The following is a 21940-nucleotide window of genomic DNA, read 5'->3' as shown; positions in this document are numbered from 1 at the left end:
ATCAGTTCCAGGAGTGCCGCTTGGGCAGCGCGTTGTTCAGGTAGTAGTTGCCGATCAGGTGCAGCTTCCAGCGCACCGGATCGTGCAGCGTGTGCGTGCGCGCATTGCGCCAGTGGCGGTCGAGGTTGTGCCCGGCGCGGGTGGCGGAAGAACCGGCCAGCTCGAACAGCTTCTCGCTGGCCTGCAGCGCTGCTTCGGTGGTCAGCACCTTGGCCTCGGCCACGGCGACCGAGGCCTGTGCGCTGCTTGCCTCGGTGACCGGCTGCTCGGCGATGGCATCGAGCGTCAGCGCGGCTTCACGCAGCACTTCGCGCGCGGCTTCGAGATCGATCGCCAGGCGGCCAACGTCGCCGATCAGGTGCGGATCTTCGCTCGCACGCGCGACGCCTGCATCGATCCACGGACGCGCGTGCTGGCGCACGAACGCAATGGCATCGTCGAACGCGGCCTGTGCGATGCCGAGATCGATCGCGGCCTGGATCAGTTGCGAGTTCGCGCCGTAGAGGCCGGGCTGGTCAGCCAGCTGCCACACGGGGATCACGTCGTCCTCGGCGACTGCGACGTGGTCGAACACCACCGTGCCGCTCGCCGACGTGCGCTGGCCGAACGACGACCAGTCGTCGACCACGGTCAGGCCGGCGGCATTGCGCGGTACCCAGACCTGGACCGCGCGACCCTCATCGTCGAGTGCGCGCGTTGGCACGCGGTGCGCGAACAGCGCGCCGGTGGAGTAAAAGCGTGTGCCGCTCAGGCGCAGCCCTTGCGCCGTGCGACGCAGGCGCGTGGTGCCATCGAGGATGGTCGGGCTTTCCGTGGAGCGCCGCTCGGGCCCGGCATTGCCGAGGCGTTGCCCGGCCAGCACCTCCGCGTAGAAGCGGCGCTTCTGGGCCTCCGTTCCCGCTTCGCGCAGCACGCCAAGCAGGCCGAAATGGTTCTGCGGAATCTGGCCCAGCGATGCATCGGCGGCGCTGAGGATCGCAAATACCTCGGCCAGCGTTGCATAGGAGACGCCGGCACCGCCGTAGGCTTTTGGTACGGTGATGCCTCCCAATCCGCTTTCGGACCAGCGGTCGAGTTCATCCCATGGCAGGATGCGTTCACGATCGCGCATCGAAGCGCCTGCACGGAATATCTCGGCGAGCGCGCGTGCCGCGTCGGTGGCTTCTGCGTCGTCGCGGATGCGTCGTACGCTTGCTGGATCGGGCAGGACGGGTTCGCGCCCCGCAGCGGCGGGCAGCTTGGCTGCGTAGATATCGGAGAGATCGGTCATGACAAGTCGGAGGATGCTTTGCACCAGGCATGGTGGTGTCTCGCATCGAAAAGGGCTGACGATTGATTGGAGCATGCGCGTCCACGGCTTTCCCACGAATATTTCCGAGGATGCTTAGAAGGGTGGCTGCGGTGACTGTGCGGTGGTTGATGGCGTAGAACCCACGAATGTTTGCTCCCTCTCCGGCTAGCGGGAGGGAGCGAACATTCGGCGCGCGGTTTGTCAGGCGGCCCGCGTACCGACCGACCAGTAATACGTCGGCGCCGTGCCGTTGATCGCATGGTCGCCGACGATTCGTGCCTTGTAGATGGCCGGGTTGTGCGAGGCCAGCGTGCGTGCGTTGCGCCAGTGGCGGTCGAGCTGGTGCGCGGCGTCGAGCGCGGAGGCCCCGCCGACGTCGAACAGCCGGCTGGCCGCGCCGAGGACCAGGTCGAGCATGCCGACCTGGGCGCGCGATGCATCGAGTTCGACGTCCTGCAGGAGGGCATCCGGCACCACCTCGCCGCGCTGGCGCAGTGCATCGATCTGATCGAGCTTCGCGGCAACGGCACTGACCGTTGCCTGTGCGACAAAGGCGACGCCGGACAACTGGCCGACTACCTGCTGCACGAGCGGGTCTTCCGCCGCCGTCGCCGCGCTGCCATTGCTGTACACGCGTTTGCGCAGCCGCACGAACGCGGCAGCGTCGCGCTCGATGGCGCGCGCGATGCCGGCCAGCGTGGCCAGGTGTACGAGTTGAAAGCACGCTGTGACCGTGGTCGGGTCCGTGCGCGAGAACGACAGCACGTGCTCGTCGGGAACCGCAACGTCGAGAAAACGCGTCGTGCCCGATGCGCTCAGGCGCTGGCCGAAGCCATGCCAGTCGTCCAGCCGGTCGACGCCTGCCGCATCGGCCCGTACCAGTACATAGGCTGGGCTGCCGTCATCGGTGCGGGTGGCCGACACGGCGATCCAGTCCGCATACAGCGTGCCGGTGCTGTAGTACTTCTCTCCGTCGAGGCGCCAGCCTCCGGCGCCGTCCGGCGCGAGTGTCGTGCGGTACCGGCCGAGCTGGCCGTCGCCGCGCTCCATCGCGGCGTTGCCGAACATGACGCCCTGCGCCGCGAGCCGAAGCCACGGCGCGCGCCGTGCCGGCGCGATCTCGGCATGCAGCCGTTCGATGAAGCCGAAGTGCGCGCGCAGGATCTGCGGCAGGTTGGAGTCGGCCGCGCCCAGTTCGATCAGCAGCGCATACATCTGCGACGCGGAAGCACCAAGGCCGCCATGCTCGCGCGGCACGCGTAGTGCACCGAAGCCTGCGTCGCGCAGCAGTGCAACCGCGTCGTGGGCCAATGTGCGTGTGCGTTCGCGTTCGAGTGCGCCGGCAGCGATCTGCGCGAACACCGGACGAAAGCGCTCGGCGAGAAATGAGAACGTCGGTGCCGCGTGAGCGGAAGGTGAAGCAGAAAGAGAGTGTGGCATGGGCGGTGGATTCAGCGCTCACGCGGCCTTCAATGCAATCCGACGGTGCGCCGCGAACAATGGTGCGGCGCGGTCGGCCGCGAGCCGGATACGCTCGCGCAGCGCGGGACTCTGCACCGTGTAGTTCTGGAAATCCGAAGGGGTTGCATAAACGCCAATAGGCAGCGTCAGTGCCTGCAGGAAGCCGAACAGTGGCCGCAACTGGTGCTCGAGCACCAGTGCATGGCGGTCGCTGCCGCCGGTGGCGGCGAGCAGCACGGGCTTGTCGGCGAGCGCTTCCTGGCCGATCAGGTCGAACAGGTGCTTGAAGTGGCCCGGATAAGCGCCGCGATAGACCGGCGACGCGGCGATGACCAGATCGGCTGATTCGATTGCCTGCAGTTGCGCTTCGATCGCGGTCGGCAGTTCCGCGCGCCACAGCGCGCCGCCGAGCGGACGCGCGATATCGGCCAGGTTGATGACATGGGCGTCGACATGCAGTCGCGCGTCAAGCTCGGCGATCAGCGCATCGACCAGCGCCAGCGTGCGCGAGGGTTGCTGGGTACTGCCGTTGACGGCGACGATCTTCAGGGGCTTGGACATGATGGGCTTCCGGAGAGGGTGATGGCGTTGATAATGGCGAGGGCCGCAAAGGTATGGTTTTCCTGCTTTGCGCAGCCTGGTGGGTGCCAAGACGATACTGCGGCGCGACCGCCGCGCGAACGACGCGTTTGTTCTATCCACAGGCGATCCGTGCGCATAAGGACATGCGCAATCGTTCGTTCCGGGCAGATAGGGGGCGTCTCTATAGTTGGCCACCCTTGCAGACATTGGCCCATCTTTCCGCCCATCACCACCATGAAGAACCCGTTCCCGCCATCGCGACCCTCGCAACTATTCCGGCCGTTCGCGTTCCTGGCTCCCGTCGTGCTGTCGCTGCCGCTGCTGGGCGGCATGCTGGCGGCACCGGCCAACGCCGCTTCGGCAGCACCGGCCACGGAAGCGCCGCGGACGGGTGGTACGCTCACGACCATCATCCAGCCCGAGCCGGTGATTCTGACTTCGGCGCTCAATTCCGCCGCGCCGACCGGCTTCTTCAGCGCGAACGTCTTCGATGGCCTGATCGAGTATGACAACGAGTTCAAGCTCAGGCCGGCGCTCGCGCAGAGCTGGGACATCTCGAAGGATTCGAAGACGCTCACGTTCCACCTGCGGCCGAACGTGAAGTGGCATGACGGCAAGCCGTTCACGTCGGCCGACGTGAAGTGGACGCTTGAGAATGTGTGGAAGAAGCTGCATCCGCGCAACCAGATCCTGTTCGGCAAGGTCACGCGCGTCGATACGCCCGATGCGCTGACCGTCGTGCTGCATTTCTCCGAGCCGTCGCTGGCGGTGCTCAGCTCGCTGAACAGCAACGGCGCGCAGGTGCTGCCCAAGCACCTGTACGAAGGCACGGACATCCTCAACAACCCGTACAACAACAAGCCGGTGGGAACGGGGCCTTTCGTCTTCAAGGAATGGAGCAAGGGCAACTACATCGTGCTCGAGCGCAACCCCGACTACTGGGACAAGGGCAAACCGTACCTCGACAAGATCGTCTTCAAGGTGATCCCCGATGCCAGCGCGCGTGCCGCGGCGCTGGAGAAGGGCGAAGTCCAGTACGCGCCGTTCAACCCGGTGCCGCTGAAGGACGCGCAGCGCCTGTCGCAACTGCCTTCGCTGAAACTGGAAACGCGCGGCTACGAATGGCTGTCGCCGTGGTTGTTCATGGATGTCAACATTGACCGGCCGTACTTCAAGGACGTGCGCGTGCGCCAGGCGCTGGCCCATGCGATCGACCTGAACGCGCTGAACAAGGTGGTCTGGTTCGGCTTCGGCAAGCCCGCGGTGAGCCCGGTGGTCTCGACACTGGGGCAGTTCTTCAACCCCAACGTGCCGAAGTATCCGTATGACCCGGCCAGGGCCGAAGCCCTGCTAGACGCTGCCGGCCTGAAGCGCGGCGCTGACGGCAACCGCCTGAAGATCCAGATCGACTACCTGCCGTATGGCGACGACTACAAGCGCAGCGCGGAGTACATCAAGCAGGCGCTCAAGCGCGTGGGTGTCGACGTGACCGTGCGCACGCAGGACACACCCACCTATACCAAGCGTGTCTACGGCGATCGCGATTTCGACCTCGCCGTGGTCTGGTTCGCGGGCTTTGCCGATCCGCTGGTTGGCGTGACGCGCGCCTATCGTAGCGACACGGTCGGCAAGAATATCCCGTGGTCGAACGGCTCGGGCTATCGCGGCGACGAAGCGAACCGGCTGATCGACCAGGCTCAGGGCTCGCCGAGCCAGGCCGAGCGCGTCGAGCTGTTCCGCAAGTTCCAGTCCGTGGTGCAGACCGACCTGCCGTCGATCCCGCTGCTCGAGCTGCGCTTCTTCACGGTGCAGTCGTCGAACCTGCGCGATACGGTCAGCGGCGTGGACCAGGTCTATGCCTCGCTCAAGCGCGCCTGGCTGGCGCCGGCGGGCACGGCTGTGGCCACGGCAACCACGCCGGCTGCCGCTGCGGCGCAGGTCGCGCGCTGACGAAGGGGGATGACCATGCCAACCACCCCGCGCGACACGCCTGGGCGCAAGCCGGCATGGCTGGCCCGCATGCCGTGGCGAACGGCGTGGCGCCGGCTGCTGCAGCTCGCCGGCATCGTCGCAGGCATGGCCGTAGTCAATTTCTTTCTGCTGCGGCTTGCACCCGGTGACGCCGCGCAGGTGCTGGCCGGGGAGGCGGGTGCCGCCACGCCGGAGTACCTGGCGGCGCTGCGCGCGCAGTTCGGGCTTGATCAGCCTTTGTGGGTGCAGCTCGGTAAGTACCTGTGGCACCTGGCGCAACTCGACCTCGGCTATTCGTTCCGGCAGGGCATGCCGGTGCTCGACCTCATCCTGCAGCGCCTGCCGGCCACGCTGCTGCTGATGGGCGCGAGCATTGCGTTTGCGGTGGTGATTGGCGCGGCCCTCGGCGTGCTGGCGGCCGCACGCGCCGGACGAGCGCTGGACACGCTGATCTCATCCGTGGCGCTGCTGTGCTTTGCCACGCCGCTGTTCTGGATCGGCCTGATGCTGGTCCTGGTGTTCTCGGTCCGCCTCGACTGGCTGCCGGTGGGCGGCATGTTCACGGTGGAGGCCGGCCTCACGGGCTGGGCATACGCCGCCGACGTGGCGCGGCACCTGGTGCTGCCAGCCGCGACGCTCGGCGTGTTCTACATGGCCGTCTACGTGCGGCTGATGCGCGCCAGCATGATCGAGGTGCGGCGGCAGGATTTCGTGCGCACGGCCGTGGCCAAGGGCGCGCCGGCGGGCCGCGTGTTGACGCGCCATGTCCTGCGCAATGCGCTGCTGCCGCTGGTGACGATGGTCGGCGTGCAGGCCAGTTCCGTGATCGGCGGTGCGGTGCTCGTGGAGACGGTGTTCTCGTGGCCCGGACTCGGCAGGATGGCGTTCGAGGCACTGTACCAGCGCGACTACAACCTGCTGCTCGGCATCCTGCTGTGCAGCGCCGTGGTGGTGGTGCTGGTCAACTGGCTCATCGACGCCGTCTACGCGCGGGTGGACCCGCGCATCCGGCTGGCCTGACGAGGCCCCGGCGTTTGCAGGAGTATTCGCTTGTCTTTGCCTTCTTCCTCCCTTCCGGCGCCTCTGCAGCCGGGCCAGTCCGATGCGCACGGCGCAGCGGCTGACATCACTGTGCCCCTGCTGCCACCCGCGGACCGGCGGCGGCTGCGCCGACTGCTGTCGTCGCCCAGCGCCGTGGCGGGCGTGGCGCTGCTGGCTGTGGTTCTCGCTGCCGCGCTGTCGGCAGGCTGGGTATTTCCCGGCGACCCGCTCGAGATGGCGACCGAACCGCTGCTGTGGCCGGGGCGCGATGCCGCATTCCCGCTCGGCTCCGACATGCTGGGCCGCGACATCCTCGCGGGCCTGTTTCATGGCGCGCGCGCCTCTCTGCTGATCGCGGGCGTCTCGACGGCGCTTGCCGTGGTGCTTGGCGTCGCGGGCGGTGTGACGGCCGGCTACTACGGTGGCCGCGCCGACCGCGTGTTCGGCACGCTGACGACATTTTTCCTGACGATCCCATCGTTCCTGTTCGCGCTGGCCATCGTAGCGGTGGTGCAGCCTTCGGTGTGGAAGATCGCGCTCGCGATCGGGATCACGTCGTGGCCCGCGCTGGGGCGGCTGGTGCGTGCCGAGGTGCTGCGCCTGCGCCACGGCGACATGGTGCTGGCGAGCGAGGCGGTGGGCGCCAGCCACGCCCGCATCATCATCGAAGACATCCTGCCCAACACGCTCACGCCCGTGCTGGTGTCGGCGTCGCTGATGGTGGCCACGGCCATCCTGACCGAATCGAGCCTGGCGTTTCTCGGTTTGGCCGACCCCAACGTCGCGAGCTGGGGAAACATGGTCGGAGCGGGTCGCGAGGTGCTGCGCACGGACTGGTATGTGTGCGCATTGCCCGGCCTGGCAATCGTGCTGACCGTGCTCGCGCTGAACTTGCTCGGCGACGGTCTGGCCACCGCCTTCGATCCGCGCGAAGGCCGCTGAACGCCTTCGCCTCACGTTCCTAACCGACCGACTTCACAGGAGAGCGTCTTGGCACGCATTCACGACATCGATCCCGACGCCCTGCAGGGCGAAGCCCGCTCCACGTTCGAACGCGTGGAGCGCGAGTACGGTGCGTTCGGCAACATGCTGCGCGTGCTCGGTCACCGGCCGCCGGCGCTCGCGCACCTGTTCGGCCTGCTGCTGGATTCCGCACGCGACGCACTGATTACGCGCAGGCATCTGGAGATCGTGCTGGTCACGGCATCGCGGCTGAACGCGTGCCACTACTGCATCAGCCATCACGTGCCGAGGCTGGAAGCGCTGGGCGTGGCGCCCGAAACGGTAGAACGGATCCTGGAGCCAGACGTGCCTGGGCTGGATGCCGTGGAGCGCCTGGTGCGCGACTACACCGCGCAAGTCACGACGCAACGCGTCACCGACACGGTGGTAGCGCGGCTGCGCGAGCATTTCACCGAAGCACAGGTCGTGGAGCTGACGCTGCGCGCGGCGCTGTGCGCATTCTTCGCGCGCTTCAATGAAGCGCTGGAGATCCAGGTCGAGCCCGAACTGCTGGCCGCCGAGATCCACGCCACCTGACTTGTCCCGAGGCATCATGAAGCCGTTGCTTTCCCTGCAGGAGCTTTCCATCCGCTATCCCGGCGCTGCACGGCCCGCCGTCGCGAACCTGAGCCTGGATGTCGGCGCCGGCGAGACCGTCGCGCTCGTGGGCGAGTCGGGCTGTGGCAAGTCCACCACCGCGCTGGCGCTGCTGCGGCTGCTACCGGCGTCCGCGCAGATGCGGGGGCGCGTGCTGCTGGAAGGGCGCGACCTGCTGACGCTGAGCGAGCGCGACATGACCACGCTGCGCGGCAACACGGTGTCGATGATCTTCCAGGAGCCGATGACCTCGCTCAACCCGGTGCTGAGCGTCGGCGCGCAGGTCATCGAGACCCTGCGGCTGCATACCGCGCTATCGGCGCAGGCGGCCCATGCGCGGGCAGTCGAACTGCTGGACCAGGTCCGGATTCCCGAACCGCAGCGGCGCTTCCATGCCTTTCCCCACCAGTTGTCGGGCGGGCAGCGCCAGCGCGTGATGATCGCCATGGCGATCGCCTGCACGCCGAAGCTGCTCGTGGCCGATGAGCCGACCACCGCGCTCGATGTCACCGTGCAGGCGCAGATCCTCGAGTTGCTGGATACGCTCCGGCGCGAACTGCGCATGGCGATGCTGCTGATCACGCACGACCTCGGCGTAGTGGCGCGCTGGGCGGATCGCGTTGCTGTCATGCACGACGGCATCAAGGTGGAGGAGCAGTCTGCCCGGACCTTGTTCCGTGAACCGGCCCACCCCTATACGCGTGGGCTGCTCGGCGCATCGCTGAGCGCCGCGGACGGCGTGGTGCCGCACTATCGGCAGGCCCGCCTGCCCGAGATCCGCGTGGACCGCCGCGCCGACGGCACGCCGGCGGCATTCCGGCTCGAACGTCCGGCGCTGCGTGCGGCCAGCAGCAAGGCCACCGGTCCGGCACCGGCCGTGCTCGATGTCGAGGATCTCCATGTGACGCACCGCTCCGGCGCCCACGCTACCGTGGCAGTGCAGGGGGTTTCCTTTTCCATTGCCGCGGGCGAGACCGTGGGTCTGGTTGGAGAATCGGGCTGCGGCAAATCCACGCTCGCGCGGGCCGTGCTGCGCCTGGCGGACCATGACGCGGGGCGTATCGTATTCGAAGGCACCGACATCGCGCCGGTCGAGCGCCGGCGAATGCGCCCGTGGCGGGGCGCGATGCAGTTGGTGTTCCAGGATCCGTACAGCTCGCTCAATCCGCGCAAGACCGTCGCCGAGGTGCTGGAAGGCGCGCTGCAGATCCACGGTGTGCGGGACCGGCAGGAACGGCGCGCTCGCGCGGCGGCGATGATTGACCGCGTGGGCTTGCCCGCTGCGGTGCTGCACCGCTATCCGCACGAGTTTTCCGGGGGCCAGCGCCAGCGCATCGGCATTGCGCGCGCGCTGATTGTCAGGCCGCGTCTGCTCGTCTGCGATGAGCCGGTGTCGGCGCTCGACGTTTCGGTGCAGGCGCAGGTTCTGAACCTGCTCGCCGACCTGCAGGCCGAGTATGGGCTGTCATGCCTGTTCATCTCGCATGACCTTGGCGTCGTGCGTTATATCGCCGACCGCATCCTGGTCATGCGCGAGGGCCGGCTTGTCGAGAGCGGCGCCCGCGACGAGATCTGGCAACGGCCCGCGCATCCCTACACTCGGTCGCTGCTTGCTTCGGTGCCACGGGCACTTCCGGCGTAAGCCGGCCTGCTGGTGCATGAGGTCTTTGACCGCGAAGGTGGCCAGCCTGACATGCGGGTGCAGGTGGAACAAGCCCACGTGGCCAGGGCGCTGGCCCAAGCGGGCGCTGGCATTGCGCTGGTCGATGCCATGACCGTGTTCGGCCAGGACTGGCCCGATGTGGTGGCGGTGCCGGTGCGCACCAAGGTCAATGCCTCGGTGCAGATCTTCCACGTGCAGACCGAGCCGCTGTCCCGCTTGGCGCTGGCCTTCGTGGATACGCTGACGGCCATCGTGAAGCGCTAGGCGCTGGCGCGAACAGAGTTTGGCCGTAGTGTGGACGGATGTGCTCTATCCGTGGCATTGAATAGCGCCCAGATTTCGGCAGGTGTCGGAGCTGGCATTGATGAATGCCGAAACTGGCTGCGGCCGGGTCGTCGCCGCGAAACCGCGAGGGTCTGAGGCCGACCCGAAGCGGGCGTTCGGACAATCGCGCTCCGAATGACCGTCCCCAAGTTGCAACGGCCATCCACCGATTCAGGTGTCTCTCGGCATGTCAACGAGGTAGCTATCTCTTTTCCCAAGATGGACTTCTTTGGAAGTACGCATCGAAGATCCAATTTGTTGGCCCCCACTTTGCGGATTGGCAGGATGGGCGCTGCATGACGGCACCCCCGTCTAGGGCTAACGCCTGTTGACGTCCTTCTGATATGCGAAGAGCCCTCGGCACATCTGGTGAGTTGCAGCGACGTGCACGGGAATCGTCGACGGGGGTGACCGGTAAGCTACCGATTGCAGCGGCAAGACGTGCTAGGTGCACTGGCGCTGGCAATGCCCGCCTGCGCCAGACCTTCAGACCTCCGTCGAAGGTGCAGCCCAGTCCATCAACAAGTCGTCCTGGGCGGGCGCCTACTACCGGCAAACAGCGAGCGAAGGGCAGTTCGTATCAGGCCGCCGTCCGGGCACTGGCATTCAAGGGGATACGGATCCTCTACCGCTGCTGGCAAGCGGGAACGCGGTGCGATGAGAGCATCTACCTCAACGCCCTGAGGAAGCGCGGTTCGCCGCGCATCGGAGACCACGGGCTTCCAAGGTGACCACTCTCGAGCGGCGGTGACGCAGTTCAACTCCAGCTATGAAGACCGACAAGATTACCCGGCTCGACTGCTCGAACCGGAAACCAACGCTCCTTTGAAAAACCACCTCATGGCGTGACTCAGTCATTCGACGGTGTCTTGTTGAACGGCAGGGCCGGCAGAAAATGCGGACACCCGAGGCAATCTGTTTCATTGATGTTACGAATTAAGCATCATGCAGGACAGAGTTGACTGGGAACCCGTTGTCATTTGCCGTCGGCACCATATAGTAATTTTGTCTGCCTCGCCTTATGCGGATCGAGTGCAGTTGAGAATTGCGTGGATTTTGTAACGTTTCGATGCGCTTGATAGCACGAATATCAGCGCTCAAGCGCACCGCGATCCCAACTCGGAAGACGGGCATGCTTCGACGGGAAGAGGAATCGGCCGTTCATACTGCGAAACTCATGGTGCCGGTGATGTGCAGCCGGCAGTGCAAAAAAGCGTTTTACCGTTTTTCGCGAGGCACAGAATGAAATCAATTTCCAGACGCCTTTCCCGTCTTATTTCCCAGGGTCTCGCAGGTGGCGGCGTCATCGCGCTCACGTGCGCGATCGGCACAGGCTCCCAGGCGCAGACGCTCGGCCCACTTGTCCAGGTGACCGCGGGCGATCCGTTCAGTGGATGCGCTGCCGACCAGGTGCACGCGCAGGAGGCCGCATTCGGGAGCATCCTTTATCCAGCCACGTCGATCGAGCCGTGGGTGGCGGCTGATCCGACCGACCCGTCTCGCCTCCTCGTCGGCCACCAACAGGACCGCTGGAACGATGGTGGCTCACGCGGGCTCGTCGGCGTCGTCTCCAACGATGCGGGCAACACCTGGACCAATTCGATCCCGACCGGCGTTACCGAGTGCACCGGGGGTAAATTCGGTCGCGCCTCCGATCCCTGGGTAGATTTTGCGCAAAATGGAACGGCGTTCTTCTTCTCGCTGGTGTTGGATCCGATGAAGCCAACGAGTCCGTTTGGTGCACGAAATAGCGCGATGCTGGTCAGCCGGTCCGTCGACCACGGCGCGACGTGGCAGACTCCGGTTACGCTGATCCGCAACAACTCGCCGCACGTGCTAAATGACAAGAACGCGCTCACCGCCGATCCGACCGCGAGCGATTTCGTCTATGCGGTGTGGGATCAACTGAGCGTCTTCCCGCACACCATCGAGGCTGCTCAATTGCTCGCGGAAAACGATGGTGTCGAAATCGCGCGCAAATTGCTCAACGCTACAGCGGGCGGTGCTCCGTCCTTCAAGTTTAATTTTACCGGCCCGACCTTCTTCTCGCGATCCATTGACAATGGCGCGACCTGGAGCACGGCCGCCCCAATCTTCCATCCGGGCACGAACAAACAGACGATCAACAACATCGTGCGGGTGTTGCCTGATGGGAGTGTGCTCGATTTCTTCACTGCGATCGGTGTCACAAAGGCGGGTCTCAGCATCGGCTATATAAAGTCCACGGATAAGGGAGGGAGTTGGAGCGAGCCGACGTTCGCCAACGATATTCACGTGGTCCGAGTGGTCACTCCGGACACCGGCGCGCCGATACGCGATGCCTCCATTCTCTACAGCGTGGCTGTGAACCCAGTCACGGGGGCAATCTATCTCGCCTGGCAGGACGATCGCTTTTCGACGGCCATGTGCCCCACGCCCACAAGTTCCACAGGGTCAATCCCGATCGACGGGATCGTCTTCAGCGAGTCGGATGACGGCGGGCTAACTTGGTCGGCGCCGGTGATGATCAACAAGACGCCGGCGAATGCCACGAACCCGTGCCGTCAGCAGGCCTTCATCCCCGCGGTGGTGGCGTCGGGCGACGGCAAGACGATTGTGGTGACGTACTACGACTTTCGTAATGACGGGAAGATATCTGGCATCGAGGGCACTGACTATTTCGCGCTCTTCTGCCCTACCTCCAGCGACTGCACGAAGCCCGCCAACTGGGGCAATGAGAAGCCTCTAACCACAGCTTCGTTCAACATACTTGACGCGCCCGTGGCGCGTGGCCATTTCCTTGGCGATTACATGGGCTTGACTGCTAGCGGGCCCAAGACCGTGTATCCGGTATTCGGCATAGCCACGGGTCTCAACGTGACGGCGGAATTCACCCGCCAAATCACATTGCCGTGAGCGCAACCAGCGGCGGCTGGAGGAGGGTCGCCGCCCGGTCCTCCGGCATGCGCAAGGGTCCCGGCAACAGCTCATATGGGGAGGGGAATGCGCGAGCTCTCTGCGATGATGCAGCAGTGTTTTCGTTGCGTGATCGCCTTGGACGCCCGTTCCCTGCACTCCCGAACCGCAAGATCTCTTTATGATCTTCGTCTCTTTTTCTGAGACCAGCCATTCGGAAATGAACACGTATGCGAGAAGCCAATGGTTTGGCCAATGACCGCCTGTCAGTATCAGGTAGCGAAGGTCCGCAGCAGGATGTGAATCGGACGTTTCCATGAACGAGCACCAGCCTCAGCGAAGGACCGGTCATGGCCGGGAACGGCCCTCCGTGCTTCGATATATTGTTTCCCGGCTGTGTCGGCCCTCCACCGGTGCAGCGGTAGGCAAGCAATTCAGCTGACGGGTATCCGAGCAATGGTTTTCATCAGCGTCTGAGCGCTGCCATCGCCTGACGGTGCAGCGCCGGTGTCGCTGCCGCCAGCAACCGGCCTGAAAAATCCTTGTCGATAGGCCGCCCGTTCCAGTCCGTCACGATGCCGCCCGCGTTCTCGATGACCGGCACCAGCGCCACGACGTCGTAGATCTCGAGGTTGGCTTCCACGACCAAGTCGCAAAGCCCGGAGGCGAGCAGCCCATAGGCATAGCAATCGGTGCCAAATCTGCGCATCCCGACTTCGCGACTGAGGGCGGAGAAGGCGTCCGCATCCTGGCCGTCGAACATGTCTGGCGAGGTGGCAAAGAGCCGCGCGTCCTTCAGCGATGTGCATGCGTTCACGCGCGCCGGTGTTTCGTTGAAGGTGGTCCGTCCGGCATACCCGACCCAGCGTTCGCGCAGCGCCGGCATTTCGATCAAGCCAAGCACCGGCTTGCCGTCTTCAAGCAGGGCAATGAGGCAGCCGAACAGTGGTACGCCGCAGATAAAGCTCTTCGTGCCGTCGATGGGGTCGATGACCCAGCCGAGCCCGGCGCCGATGGAGCCGCCGGATTCTTCGCCGAAAAAGGCATGGTGCGGGTACCGGTTGGCAATCAGCGACCGGAGTTCCGACTCGATTTCCCGGTCGGCCCGGGTGACGGGACTCGCGTCCGTTTTGATTGCGATCTCCACGTCGGACCGGAAGTAATGCATGGCTCTGGCGCGGGCGACGTCGGCCAACTCGCTGGCAAACGCGGACAGGGGCCGGAGTTCGGCAGCGTCCACTTGAGGCTCCATAAGGCAATGCTATTGCATATCAGCATATCTCACTGATTGTCCGATGATGGGCCGCGCAATTCCCGGAGCAGCGATTTTTTCCGCGGACCACTCGCCGAGGCCAGAGTCGCATCCGGGTTTACGCGCAGCAAGGATATTCTCCTTGATGTATCAGGTAGATTGATATTAAACTGAGGTTCATGACGGAGCCGGACTACCAAGGAGAGACAGAGATGGCTGATTACGAAGGGTGCTGGAAGGCTGTGAAGGTCAGTGTGGAAGCGGGCATTGCCTGGGTCACATTCAACCGGCCCGAGAAGCGCAACGCGATGAACCCCACGCTGAACGCCGAGATGGTGCAGGTGCTGGAAGAACTGGAGCTGGATGCGGACGCCAAGGTGCTGGTGCTGACCGGCGCCGGTGACGCCTGGACGGCGGGCATGGATCTGAAGGAATACTTCCGTGAAGTGGATGCCGGCCCCGAGATCCTGCAGGAGAAGATCCGCCGCGATGCCTCGCAGTGGCAATGGCGGCTCCTGCGCATGTACAGCAAGCCGACCATCGCGATGGTCAACGGCTGGTGCTTTGGCGGCGGTTTCTCGCCGCTGGTGGCCTGCGACCTGGCGATCGCTGCCGACGAGGCCACCTTCGGCCTGTCGGAGATCAACTGGGGCATTCCGCCCGGAAACCTGGTCAGCAAGGCGATGGCCGATACGGTCGGTCACCGCAAGGCGCTGCACTACATCATGACGGGCGACACCTTCACCGGCAGCGAGGCCGCGGCGATGGGCCTGGTCAACGAAAGCGTGCCGCGTGCCCAGCTGCGCGAGCACACGATCGCGCTGGCCGGGAAGCTGCTCGAGAAGAACCCGGTGGTGCTGCGCGCGGCCAAGATCGGCTTCAAGCGCAGCCGCGAGCTGACGTGGGAGCAGAACGAGGACTACCTGTACGCGAAGCTCGACCAGGCGCAGCTGCGCGATCCCGAACACGGGCGCGAGCAGGGTCTGAAGCAATTCCTCGACGACAAGTCGATCAAGCCCGGCCTGCAGGCCTACAAGCGCGCCTGAGCGGCGGCGCGGCCTACCACCCCGCCTACCACCCCAATCGAGCCGGCGGCCTCAAGAGCCGCCGCCAGGAGACAATGCTGATGAACGAACTGACCATGCTGATTGGCGGGCAGGACCGGCACGCCGCCAATGGCGCCACTTTCGAGCGCCGCAATCCGCTGACCGAAGCCGTGGTGTCGCGCGCGCCGGCGGCCACGCCGGCGGATGCGGACGCCGCCGTCGAAGCGGCCGCGGCCGCCTTCCCGGCCTGGGCGGCGCTGCTGCCCGGCGAGCGCCGCCGCCGGCTGCTGAAGGCCGCCGACCTGATGGACCAGCGTACGGAAGACTTCATCCGCATCGGCGTGGCCGAGACCGGCGCGATGCCGAACTGGTACGGCTTCAACGTGATGCTCGCGGCCAATATGCTGCGCGAGGCGGCCGCGATGACGACGCGGATCGACGGCAGCGTGATTCCGTCGGACGTGCCGGGCAATCTCGCCATGGCCGTGCGCCAGCCGTGCGGCGTGGTGCTCGGCATCGCGCCGTGGAACGCGCCGGTGATCCTCGGCACGCGCGCGCTGGCGATGCCGCTCGCGTGCGGCAACACGGTGGTGCTCAAGGCGTCCGAGGCGTGCCCCGGCGTGCATCGCCTGATCGGCACGGTGCTGCAGGAGGCGGGGCTCGGTGATGGCGTGGTCAACGTGGTCACGAACGCGCCTGAGGATGCGGCGCAGGTGGTCGAGCGGCTGATCGCGCATCCGGCGGTGCGCCGCGTCAACTTCACCGGCTCCACGCACGTGGGCCGCATCATCGCGCAGCACGCGGCCCGGCACCTGAAGCCGGCGCTGCTGGAGCTCGGCGGCAAGGCGCCGCTGCTGGTGCTCGACGATGCGGACCTCGATGCGGCAGTCGATGCCGTGGCCTTCGGCGCCTTCTTCAACCAGGGCCAGATCTGCATGTCGACCGAGCGCGTGATCGCGGACCGCAAGATCGCGGACCGCTTCGTCGAGAAGCTGTCCGCGAAGGCGAAGACGCTGCGGGCCGGCGACCCCGCCGATCCGTCCAGCGTGCTCGGCGCGCTGATCAGCAAGGACGCAGCGCAGCGCATCGCCGCGTTGGTCGAGGATGCGCGCGCGCAGGGCGCGATCCTGCCCGTGGGCCTGCACGCCGACGGCGCGATCCTGCAGCCGGTCATCGTCGACGGCATCGCGCCGGGCATGAGGCTCTACCGCGAGGAATCGTTCGGTCCGGTGGTGACAGTGGCGCGCGTGGACGGCGACGACGAGGCGGTGCGCATGGCCAACGACAGCGAGTATGGCCTTTCCGCGTCGGTATTCAGCCGCGACGTGTCGCGCGCATTCTCGGTGGCCCAACGGATCGAATCGGGCATCTGCCATATCAACGGCCCCACCGTGCATGACGAGGCGCAGATGCCGTTTGGCGGCGTCAAGGCGAGCGGTTATGGACGCTTCGGCGGCCAGGCGGCGGTGGCCGAATTCACCGAGCTGCGCTGGATCACGATCCAGAACACCCCGCGCCACTATCCGGTCTGAACCGGCGCCGATCCGCATACTCCCCGCCGAGAGAGAAGAGGGAGACAACAGAACATTGAGGAGACAGGACGTGACAAACGTCTCGACGCAAGCCGCCCCCGGCCCCGCGGTCGCTGCCGTGTCCTACCGGGACGTCGCCATTGGGCGCACCGAGGCCGAGTTCCATCGCGACGGCGAGATCTGGCGCGTGCTTTCGCGCGAAGCGCTGCAGGACTATCCGCAACGGATGTCCGATTGCCTTGCCACCGGCGCCGCGCGCCACCCCGAGCGCGTGCTCGTGGCGCAGCGCGGCCCCGACGGCAACTGGATCACGATCACCTATAGCGAGATGCTGGCGCGTGCGCGCTCGATCGGGCAGGCGCTGGTGGACCGCTCGCTGTCCGCCGAGCGGCCGCTGGTGATCCTCTCCGGCAATGATCTCGAGCACCTGCAACTGGCGCTCGGCGCGCTCTGGGCCGGCGTGCCGTTCTCGGCCGTGTCACCGCCGTACTCGCTGGTCTCCGGGGACTTCGGCAAGCTGCGGCACGTGTTCGATTTGCTGACGCCGGGCCTGGTCTACGCCGCCGACGGCCGCGCTTTCTCGCGGGCCATCGGGGCCGTGGTGCCCGCCGGCGTGGAAGTCGTGACCCGCGATGGCATCCTGCCCGGCCGTGCCGCGACGTCGTTCGACGCGCTCGCGCAGACGCGTCCCGGCAGCGTTGACGCGGCCCATGCGGCGGTCGGCCCGGACGCGATCGCCAAGTTCCTCTTCACCTCCGGCTCCACGCGGCTACCGAAGGCGGTGACGACCACGCACCGCATGCTGTGCAGCAACCAGCAGATGCTGCGCCAGGCGATGCCGGAGCTCGCCCGCGTGCCGCCGGTGCTGGTCGACTGGCTGCCCTGGAACCATACCTTCGGCGGCAGCCACAACGTCGGCATCGTGCTCTATAACGGCGGCACGCTCTACATCGATGGCGGCAGGCCCGTGCCAGGCGGCTTCGATGAAACGCTGCGCAACCTGCGCGAGATCGCGCCCACGATCTACTTCAACGTGCCCAAGGGTTGGGAGGAGCTCAGTAGGGCGCTGGAACATGATGCACGGCTGCGCGAGACGTTCTTCTCGCGCGTCAATCTCTACTTCTTTGCCGCGGCGGGACTGTCGCAGGAGGCGTGGGACCGGCTCGAGCGCGTCACCGAGGCGCATTGCGGACAGCGCATCCACATCATGTCCGGCCTCGGCATGACGGAGACGGCGCCGTCGAGCATGTTCACGACGGGGCCGGTCGCGCAGTCCGGCTATGTCGGCCTGCCGGCCGCGGGCTGCGAGCTGAAGCTGGTGCCGGTCAACGGCAAGTACGAGGCGCGTTTTCGCGGACCGCATGTGATGCCCGGCTACTGGCGTGCGGCGCCCGATCCCGAGCGGCAGGTGTTCGACGAGGAAGGCTACTACTGCACTGGCGATGCGCTGCGCTTCGTCGATCCCGGACGGCCGGAGCTTGGTTTCCAGTTCGACGGGCGCATTGCCGAGGACTTCAAGCTCAGCACCGGCACGTTCGTGAGCGTCGGGCCGCTGCGTGCGCGAGCGATCAGCGCCGGTGCACCCTACGTGCAGGACGTGGTGATCGCGGGCGCGGACCGCGACGAGATCGGCTTGCTCGTGTTCCCGCAACTGGCGGAATGCCGCCGCCTGGCCGGCCTGCCGGCCAATGCGGGTACGTGGGAGGTGCTGTCGTCCGCGCCGGTGCGCGAGGCCTTCGCGGCGATGCTGCAAACGCTCGACCTCACCGCCACCGGCAGCGCCACGCGGGTCACGCGGCTGTTGTTGCTCGAAGAGGCGCCGTCGCTCGATCACGGCGAGCTGACCGACAAGGGCTCGATCAACCAGCGCGCGGTGCTCACGCGCCGTGCCGCGCTCGTCGACGCGCTCTACGACGACGCCGGCCGCGACGGCCGGGTGATCCAGGTGCGGGAAGCCACGCCACAGAGCCGGTAAGCACAACAAGAACAACGCCGACAGGGTGGTCGGCCATCACAAGAGGAGACAGCAGATGAAGTTAGGACGGGCAGGGCTTGCGGCACTGGCGGCGGCCCCGGCAATCGCGGGCGCGCAATCGGTGACGCTGTATGGCGTCATCGATACCGGCGTGGAGTACGTCAACAACATCGGCGCCGCGAAGGACAGCGTGGTACGCATGCCGACGCTGACCGGCACGGTGCCGTCGCGCTGGGGCCTGCGCGGCAGCGAGGATCTCGGCGGCGGCCTGAAGAGCGTGTTCGTGCTGGAATCCGGCTTCACGCCGGACGCCGGCGCGTCGGGCCAGGGCGGCCGCCTGTTCGGCCGGCAGGCGATGGTCGGGCTCTCCGGTCCCTGGGGCCAGGTCGGCCTCGGCCGCCAGTACACGATGCTGTTCTGGGCGACGCTGGACGCCGACATCCTCGGTCCGAACATCTATGCCTCCGGCTCGCTCGACAGCTACCTGCCGAACGCGCGCGCCGACAATGCGCTTGCCTACAAGGGCACGTTCAACGGCCTGACGGTGGGCGCCACCTACAGCTTCGGCCGCGACACGGTCAATGCCGGGCCGAGTCCGGCGGGCCAGAACTGTGCCGGCGAGAACGCAGCGGACAAGCGGGCGTGCCGCGAATGGTCGGCAATGCTGCTGTACGAGTTCAAGGGCCTCGGTCCGACGATCGGCCTGTCCGCCGCCTACGACTCGCTGCGCGGCGGCCCTGGTGCGTTCGGCGGCCTCACGCGCAGCAGTTTCACGGACGATCGCCTGTTCCTTGGCGGCTACGCGATCTTCTCGCGGACCAAGGTCGGCCTCGGCTGGATCCGCCGCGACAACGACAGCAGCCCGACGCCGCGCAGCGACATGATCTACGGTGGCATCTCCTACGACGTGACCCCGGCCTTCAACCTCGCCGGGCAGGTCTACTACTACAAGTTCCACAATAGCGAGAACAAGGCGATGCTCTACGCGCTGCGCGGCACCTACGCGTTCTCGAAGCGCACGTCGGTCTACGCGACGGCCGGCTACATCAACAACGACGGGCAGCTGACGCTCTCGGTCAGCGGCGGCGCCCCCGGCTCCAATACGGCCCCGGGCGGCCAGCAGCTCGGCGTGATGACCGGCATCAAGCATATCTTCTGACCGCCGCCTGCAAGAGGCAGGCAAGGGCGCCACGAGGCGGCAACGAGATACGCCGTGGCGCCCGACACACGACAACGAGGAGACAAGTCATGACAACACGCCGCGATGTTCTTCAGGCGTTGCTGGCCGCTTCCGCGGGCGGCGCGCTCTCGCCGCTGGCCGCGCTCGCCCAGGCGGTCCCGCAGGCCAAGGTGCTCTATGGTTTTCCGGCTGGCAGCGTGGGCGACCAGGTGGCCCGGCGCGTCGGTGAGAAGTTCGCCAACACGGCGTTCTCGCGCAGCGGCGCGGTGGTGGACAACCGCCCCGGCGCGGGCGGGCGTATCGCGCTGGAACTGCTGAAGGCCTCGCCCGCCGATGGCAGCGTGCTGGCGCTCTCGCAGGCATCGGCGCTGTCGACCTATCCGCACGTCTATACGAAGCTCAGCTATTCGCCGGCGGACTTCGCGCCGATCTCCACGGCCGCCTACATGACGTTCGCCCTCGCCGTCGGACCGGCGGTGCCGGCCAGTGTGCGCACGGTGAAGGACTATATCGCGTGGGCGAAGGCCAACCCGAAGGAGGCCAACTACGGCTCGCCGGGCGCGGGATCGACGCCGCATTTCGTCGGCGCGCTGTTCGGCCTCAACGCGGGTCTCGACCTGCGCCACGTGCCGTATCGTGGCTCGCTGCCGGCGGTCAACGACGTGGTGGCCGGGCAGATCGCCTCGAGCTTCACGCTCACCGGCGATTACCTGCCGTTCGTCAAAAGCGGCAAGCTGCGCGTGCTGGCCACTTCCGGCGCCACGCGCGCGCCGTACCTGCCGGACGTGCCGACGTTCGCGGAGCTCGGCTATCCGGAAGTGGTGGCCGACGAGTGGTTCGGCTTCCTGGCGCCGGCCAGGACGCCGCCAGCCGTGCTCGCCGCGGCAGGCACCGCGATCAACAACGCGCTCAGGGATCCGGCGATCGTCGACGGCTTCTTCTCGATCGGCCTGGTGGCGAAAGGCTCGTCGCCCGACGACATGAAGCGCGCGATGGACGCCGAATACCGCAAGTGGGGCCTGCTCGTGAAGAAGGTCGGCTTCACGGCTGAATCTTGATGGCGTCCGGGGAGCCCATGATGGATCACCAGGACCTTGTGGCGATTGACTTCCACACCCACGCGGAGGTCAGTTGCTGGAACCCGTTCGATAACTACGGCGAGGAATACGACGCCGCCGCCGACAAATACTTCGGCAACAAGCGCCGGCCGACGATCGAAGAGACCGTCGCCTACTACCGTGAGAGACGGATCGGCCTGATCATGTTCACGGTGGACAGCGAATCGAACCTGGGCCGGCGCCGGATCCCCAACGAGGAGATCGCGGCGGCGGCGAAGGCCAACAGCGACATGATGATGGCCTTCGCCAGCATTGACCCGCACAAGGGCAAGTTCGGCGCGCGCGAAGCGCGCAGGCTGATCGACGAACATGGTGTGAAGGGCTTCAAGTTCCACCCGACCGTGCAGGGCTTTCATCCGAACGACAGGATGGCGTGGCCGATCTATGAGGTCATCAACGGGCACGGCCTGCCCGCGATCTTCCATACGGGACACAGCGGCATTGGCTCAGGCATGCGCTGCGGTGGCGGGCTGCGGCTCGAGTACAGCAATCCAATGCACCTGGACGACGTGGCGATCGCGTTTCCCGACATGCAGATCGTGATGGCGCACCCGAGCTTCCCGTGGCAGGACGAGGCGATCAGCGTGGCGATGCACAAGCCGAACGTGTGGATTGACCTGTCCGGCTGGAGTCCGAAGTATTTCCCGCCGCAACTCGTGCGCTACGCCAACACGCTCCTGAAGGACCGGGTGCTGTTCGGCAGCGACTTCCCGCTGATCACGCCGGAGCGGTGGATGGACGACTTCAGGCAGGCGGGGTTCCGGCCGGAGGTGATGCCGGGCATTCTCAAGGACAACGCCGTGCGGTTGCTGGGTCTCGGTGGGTGATGGGGGGGGGCGGGCGTGTCAGGGGTGGTGGCATGCGGCCAGGCGCTCTTTGCCGGATTGCGGGAGTGGGGGAGGGCTGGGGTTTGGCGTGCTTGCCAGCAGGACCTATCCGGAAATTTGTGTACGAGGCATATCATGAGAGGTAATGACCATGGATATGCCGATGAAGAAGAAACGTACGGT

17 protein-coding genes and 1 pseudogene are annotated in these 21940 nt (G+C 66.1%); 14 read left to right on the top strand and 4 right to left on the bottom strand.

Annotated elements, in window-relative coordinates; translation table 11 throughout:
* Position 1 precedes the first annotated feature (1 nt).
* The 3 genes from AC3FNH_RS14420 to msuE all read right to left on the bottom strand — a co-directional run bounded on the left by AC3FNH_RS14420 (position 2) and on the right by msuE (position 3313).
* Positions 2-1270, bottom strand: a complete 1269-nt coding sequence (locus AC3FNH_RS14420; protein ID WP_488720516.1) for an SfnB family sulfur acquisition oxidoreductase — start codon at positions 1268-1270, stop codon at positions 2-4.
* Positions 1271-1492: 222 nt separating this feature from the next.
* Positions 1493-2731: an acyl-CoA dehydrogenase family protein gene (locus AC3FNH_RS14415; protein WP_488720515.1), complete on the bottom strand. Its 1239-nt coding sequence runs from the start codon at positions 2729-2731 to the stop codon at positions 1493-1495.
* An 18-nt stretch (positions 2732-2749) separates the two neighbouring features.
* Complete coding sequence (msuE, locus tag AC3FNH_RS14410; protein ID WP_276102013.1) at positions 2750-3313, bottom strand: FMN reductase; 564 nt, start codon at positions 3311-3313, stop codon at positions 2750-2752.
* A 255-nt stretch (positions 3314-3568) separates the two neighbouring features.
* On the opposite strand from msuE, the gene AC3FNH_RS14405 reads away from it, so the two are divergent.
* The 8 genes and pseudogenes from AC3FNH_RS14405 to AC3FNH_RS14370 all read left to right on the top strand — a co-directional run bounded on the left by AC3FNH_RS14405 (position 3569) and on the right by AC3FNH_RS14370 (position 12827).
* A complete protein-coding gene (locus AC3FNH_RS14405) occupies positions 3569-5284 on the top strand; it encodes an ABC transporter substrate-binding protein (RefSeq protein WP_488720514.1) in 1716 nt (571 codons plus the stop codon).
* Between the two features lie 69 nt (positions 5285-5353).
* Positions 5354-6325: an ABC transporter permease gene (locus AC3FNH_RS14400; protein ID WP_488720598.1), complete on the top strand. Its 972-nt coding sequence runs from the start codon at positions 5354-5356 to the stop codon at positions 6323-6325.
* A 105-nt stretch (positions 6326-6430) separates the two neighbouring features.
* Positions 6431-7288: an ABC transporter permease gene (locus tag AC3FNH_RS14395; RefSeq protein WP_488720597.1), complete on the top strand. Its 858-nt coding sequence runs from the start codon at positions 6431-6433 to the stop codon at positions 7286-7288.
* A 48-nt stretch (positions 7289-7336) separates the two neighbouring features.
* Complete coding sequence (locus AC3FNH_RS14390) at positions 7337-7885, top strand: carboxymuconolactone decarboxylase family protein (protein ID WP_276102011.1); 549 nt, start codon at positions 7337-7339, stop codon at positions 7883-7885.
* Between the two features lie 16 nt (positions 7886-7901).
* The gene (locus AC3FNH_RS14385) at positions 7902-9587 is read left to right on the top strand and encodes an ABC transporter ATP-binding protein (RefSeq protein WP_488720513.1); all 1686 of its coding nucleotides are present in this window, start codon (positions 7902-7904) and stop codon (positions 9585-9587) included.
* A 12-nt stretch (positions 9588-9599) separates the two neighbouring features.
* Entirely contained in the window at positions 9600-9872 is a 273-nt protein-coding gene (locus tag AC3FNH_RS14380; RefSeq protein WP_488720512.1) for a LysR substrate-binding domain-containing protein, read from the top strand.
* 508 nt (positions 9873-10380) lie between these two features.
* A pseudogene (locus tag AC3FNH_RS14375) lies at positions 10381-10663 on the top strand (IS110 family transposase); the annotation flags it as partial.
* 511 nt (positions 10664-11174) lie between these two features.
* Positions 11175-12827, top strand: a complete 1653-nt coding sequence (locus AC3FNH_RS14370; RefSeq protein WP_488720511.1) for a sialidase family protein — start codon at positions 11175-11177, stop codon at positions 12825-12827.
* Between the two features lie 466 nt (positions 12828-13293).
* Here the strand turns inward: AC3FNH_RS14370 and hisN are convergent, their stop codons facing one another.
* Positions 13294-14067, bottom strand: coding sequence for a histidinol-phosphatase (hisN, locus tag AC3FNH_RS14365; protein ID WP_488720510.1), 774 nt, complete (start codon positions 14065-14067; stop codon positions 13294-13296).
* Positions 14068-14291: 224 nt separating this feature from the next.
* On the opposite strand from hisN, the gene AC3FNH_RS14360 reads away from it, so the two are divergent.
* The 6 genes from AC3FNH_RS14360 (at position 14292) to AC3FNH_RS14335 (ending at position 21757) form a co-directional block, all read left to right on the top strand.
* A complete protein-coding gene (locus AC3FNH_RS14360) occupies positions 14292-15125 on the top strand; it encodes a p-hydroxycinnamoyl CoA hydratase/lyase (RefSeq protein ID WP_488720509.1) in 834 nt (277 codons plus the stop codon).
* Positions 15126-15205: 80 nt separating this feature from the next.
* Positions 15206-16657, top strand: coding sequence for an aldehyde dehydrogenase (locus tag AC3FNH_RS14355; RefSeq protein WP_488720508.1), 1452 nt, complete (start codon positions 15206-15208; stop codon positions 16655-16657).
* 70 nt (positions 16658-16727) lie between these two features.
* Entirely contained in the window at positions 16728-18632 is a 1905-nt protein-coding gene (locus AC3FNH_RS14350; RefSeq protein ID WP_488720507.1) for a feruloyl-CoA synthase, read from the top strand.
* 55 nt (positions 18633-18687) lie between these two features.
* Complete coding sequence (locus AC3FNH_RS14345) at positions 18688-19791, top strand: porin (RefSeq protein WP_488720506.1); 1104 nt, start codon at positions 18688-18690, stop codon at positions 19789-19791.
* A gap of 89 nt (positions 19792-19880) precedes the next feature.
* Positions 19881-20870, top strand: a complete 990-nt coding sequence (locus AC3FNH_RS14340) for a Bug family tripartite tricarboxylate transporter substrate binding protein (RefSeq protein ID WP_488720505.1) — start codon at positions 19881-19883, stop codon at positions 20868-20870.
* Between the two features lie 20 nt (positions 20871-20890).
* Positions 20891-21757 (top strand): amidohydrolase family protein, encoded by an 867-nt coding sequence (locus AC3FNH_RS14335; RefSeq protein WP_488720596.1) that lies wholly within the window; start codon positions 20891-20893, stop codon positions 21755-21757.
* Positions 21758-21940: the final 183 nt, after the last annotated feature.

The organism is Cupriavidus sp. 22TCCZM01-5, from assembly GCF_057798915.1.
Note: the sequence above shows the minus strand (reverse complement) of the source record. Positions and strands in the feature narration are given on the sequence as shown.

Bases quoted from the DNA above. Each gene is read 5' to 3' on its own strand.
- AC3FNH_RS14405 (WP_488720514.1), top strand. From the start codon at position 3,569: ATGAAGAACCCGTTCCCGCCATCGCGACCCTCGCAACTATTCCGGCCG.
- AC3FNH_RS14385 (WP_488720513.1), top strand. From the start codon at position 7,902: ATGAAGCCGTTGCTTTCCCTGCAGGAGCTTTCCATCCGCTATCCCGGC.
- AC3FNH_RS14370 (WP_488720511.1), top strand. From the start codon at position 11,175: ATGAAATCAATTTCCAGACGCCTTTCCCGTCTTATTTCCCAGGGTCTC.
- AC3FNH_RS14345 (WP_488720506.1), top strand. From the start codon at position 18,688: ATGAAGTTAGGACGGGCAGGGCTTGCGGCACTGGCGGCGGCCCCGGCA.
- AC3FNH_RS14335 (WP_488720596.1), top strand. From the start codon at position 20,891: ATGGATCACCAGGACCTTGTGGCGATTGACTTCCACACCCACGCGGAG.
- msuE (WP_276102013.1), bottom strand. From the start codon at position 3,313: ATGTCCAAGCCCCTGAAGATCGTCGCCGTCAACGGCAGTACCCAGCAA.
- AC3FNH_RS14420 (WP_488720516.1), bottom strand. From the start codon at position 1,270: ATGACCGATCTCTCCGATATCTACGCAGCCAAGCTGCCCGCCGCTGCG.
- AC3FNH_RS14415 (WP_488720515.1), bottom strand. From the start codon at position 2,731: ATGCCACACTCTCTTTCTGCTTCACCTTCCGCTCACGCGGCACCGACG.
- AC3FNH_RS14360 (WP_488720509.1), top strand. From the start codon at position 14,292: ATGGCTGATTACGAAGGGTGCTGGAAGGCTGTGAAGGTCAGTGTGGAA.
- AC3FNH_RS14340 (WP_488720505.1), top strand. From the start codon at position 19,881: ATGACAACACGCCGCGATGTTCTTCAGGCGTTGCTGGCCGCTTCCGCG.
- AC3FNH_RS14355 (WP_488720508.1), top strand. From the start codon at position 15,206: ATGAACGAACTGACCATGCTGATTGGCGGGCAGGACCGGCACGCCGCC.
- AC3FNH_RS14400 (WP_488720598.1), top strand. From the start codon at position 5,354: ATGCCGTGGCGAACGGCGTGGCGCCGGCTGCTGCAGCTCGCCGGCATC.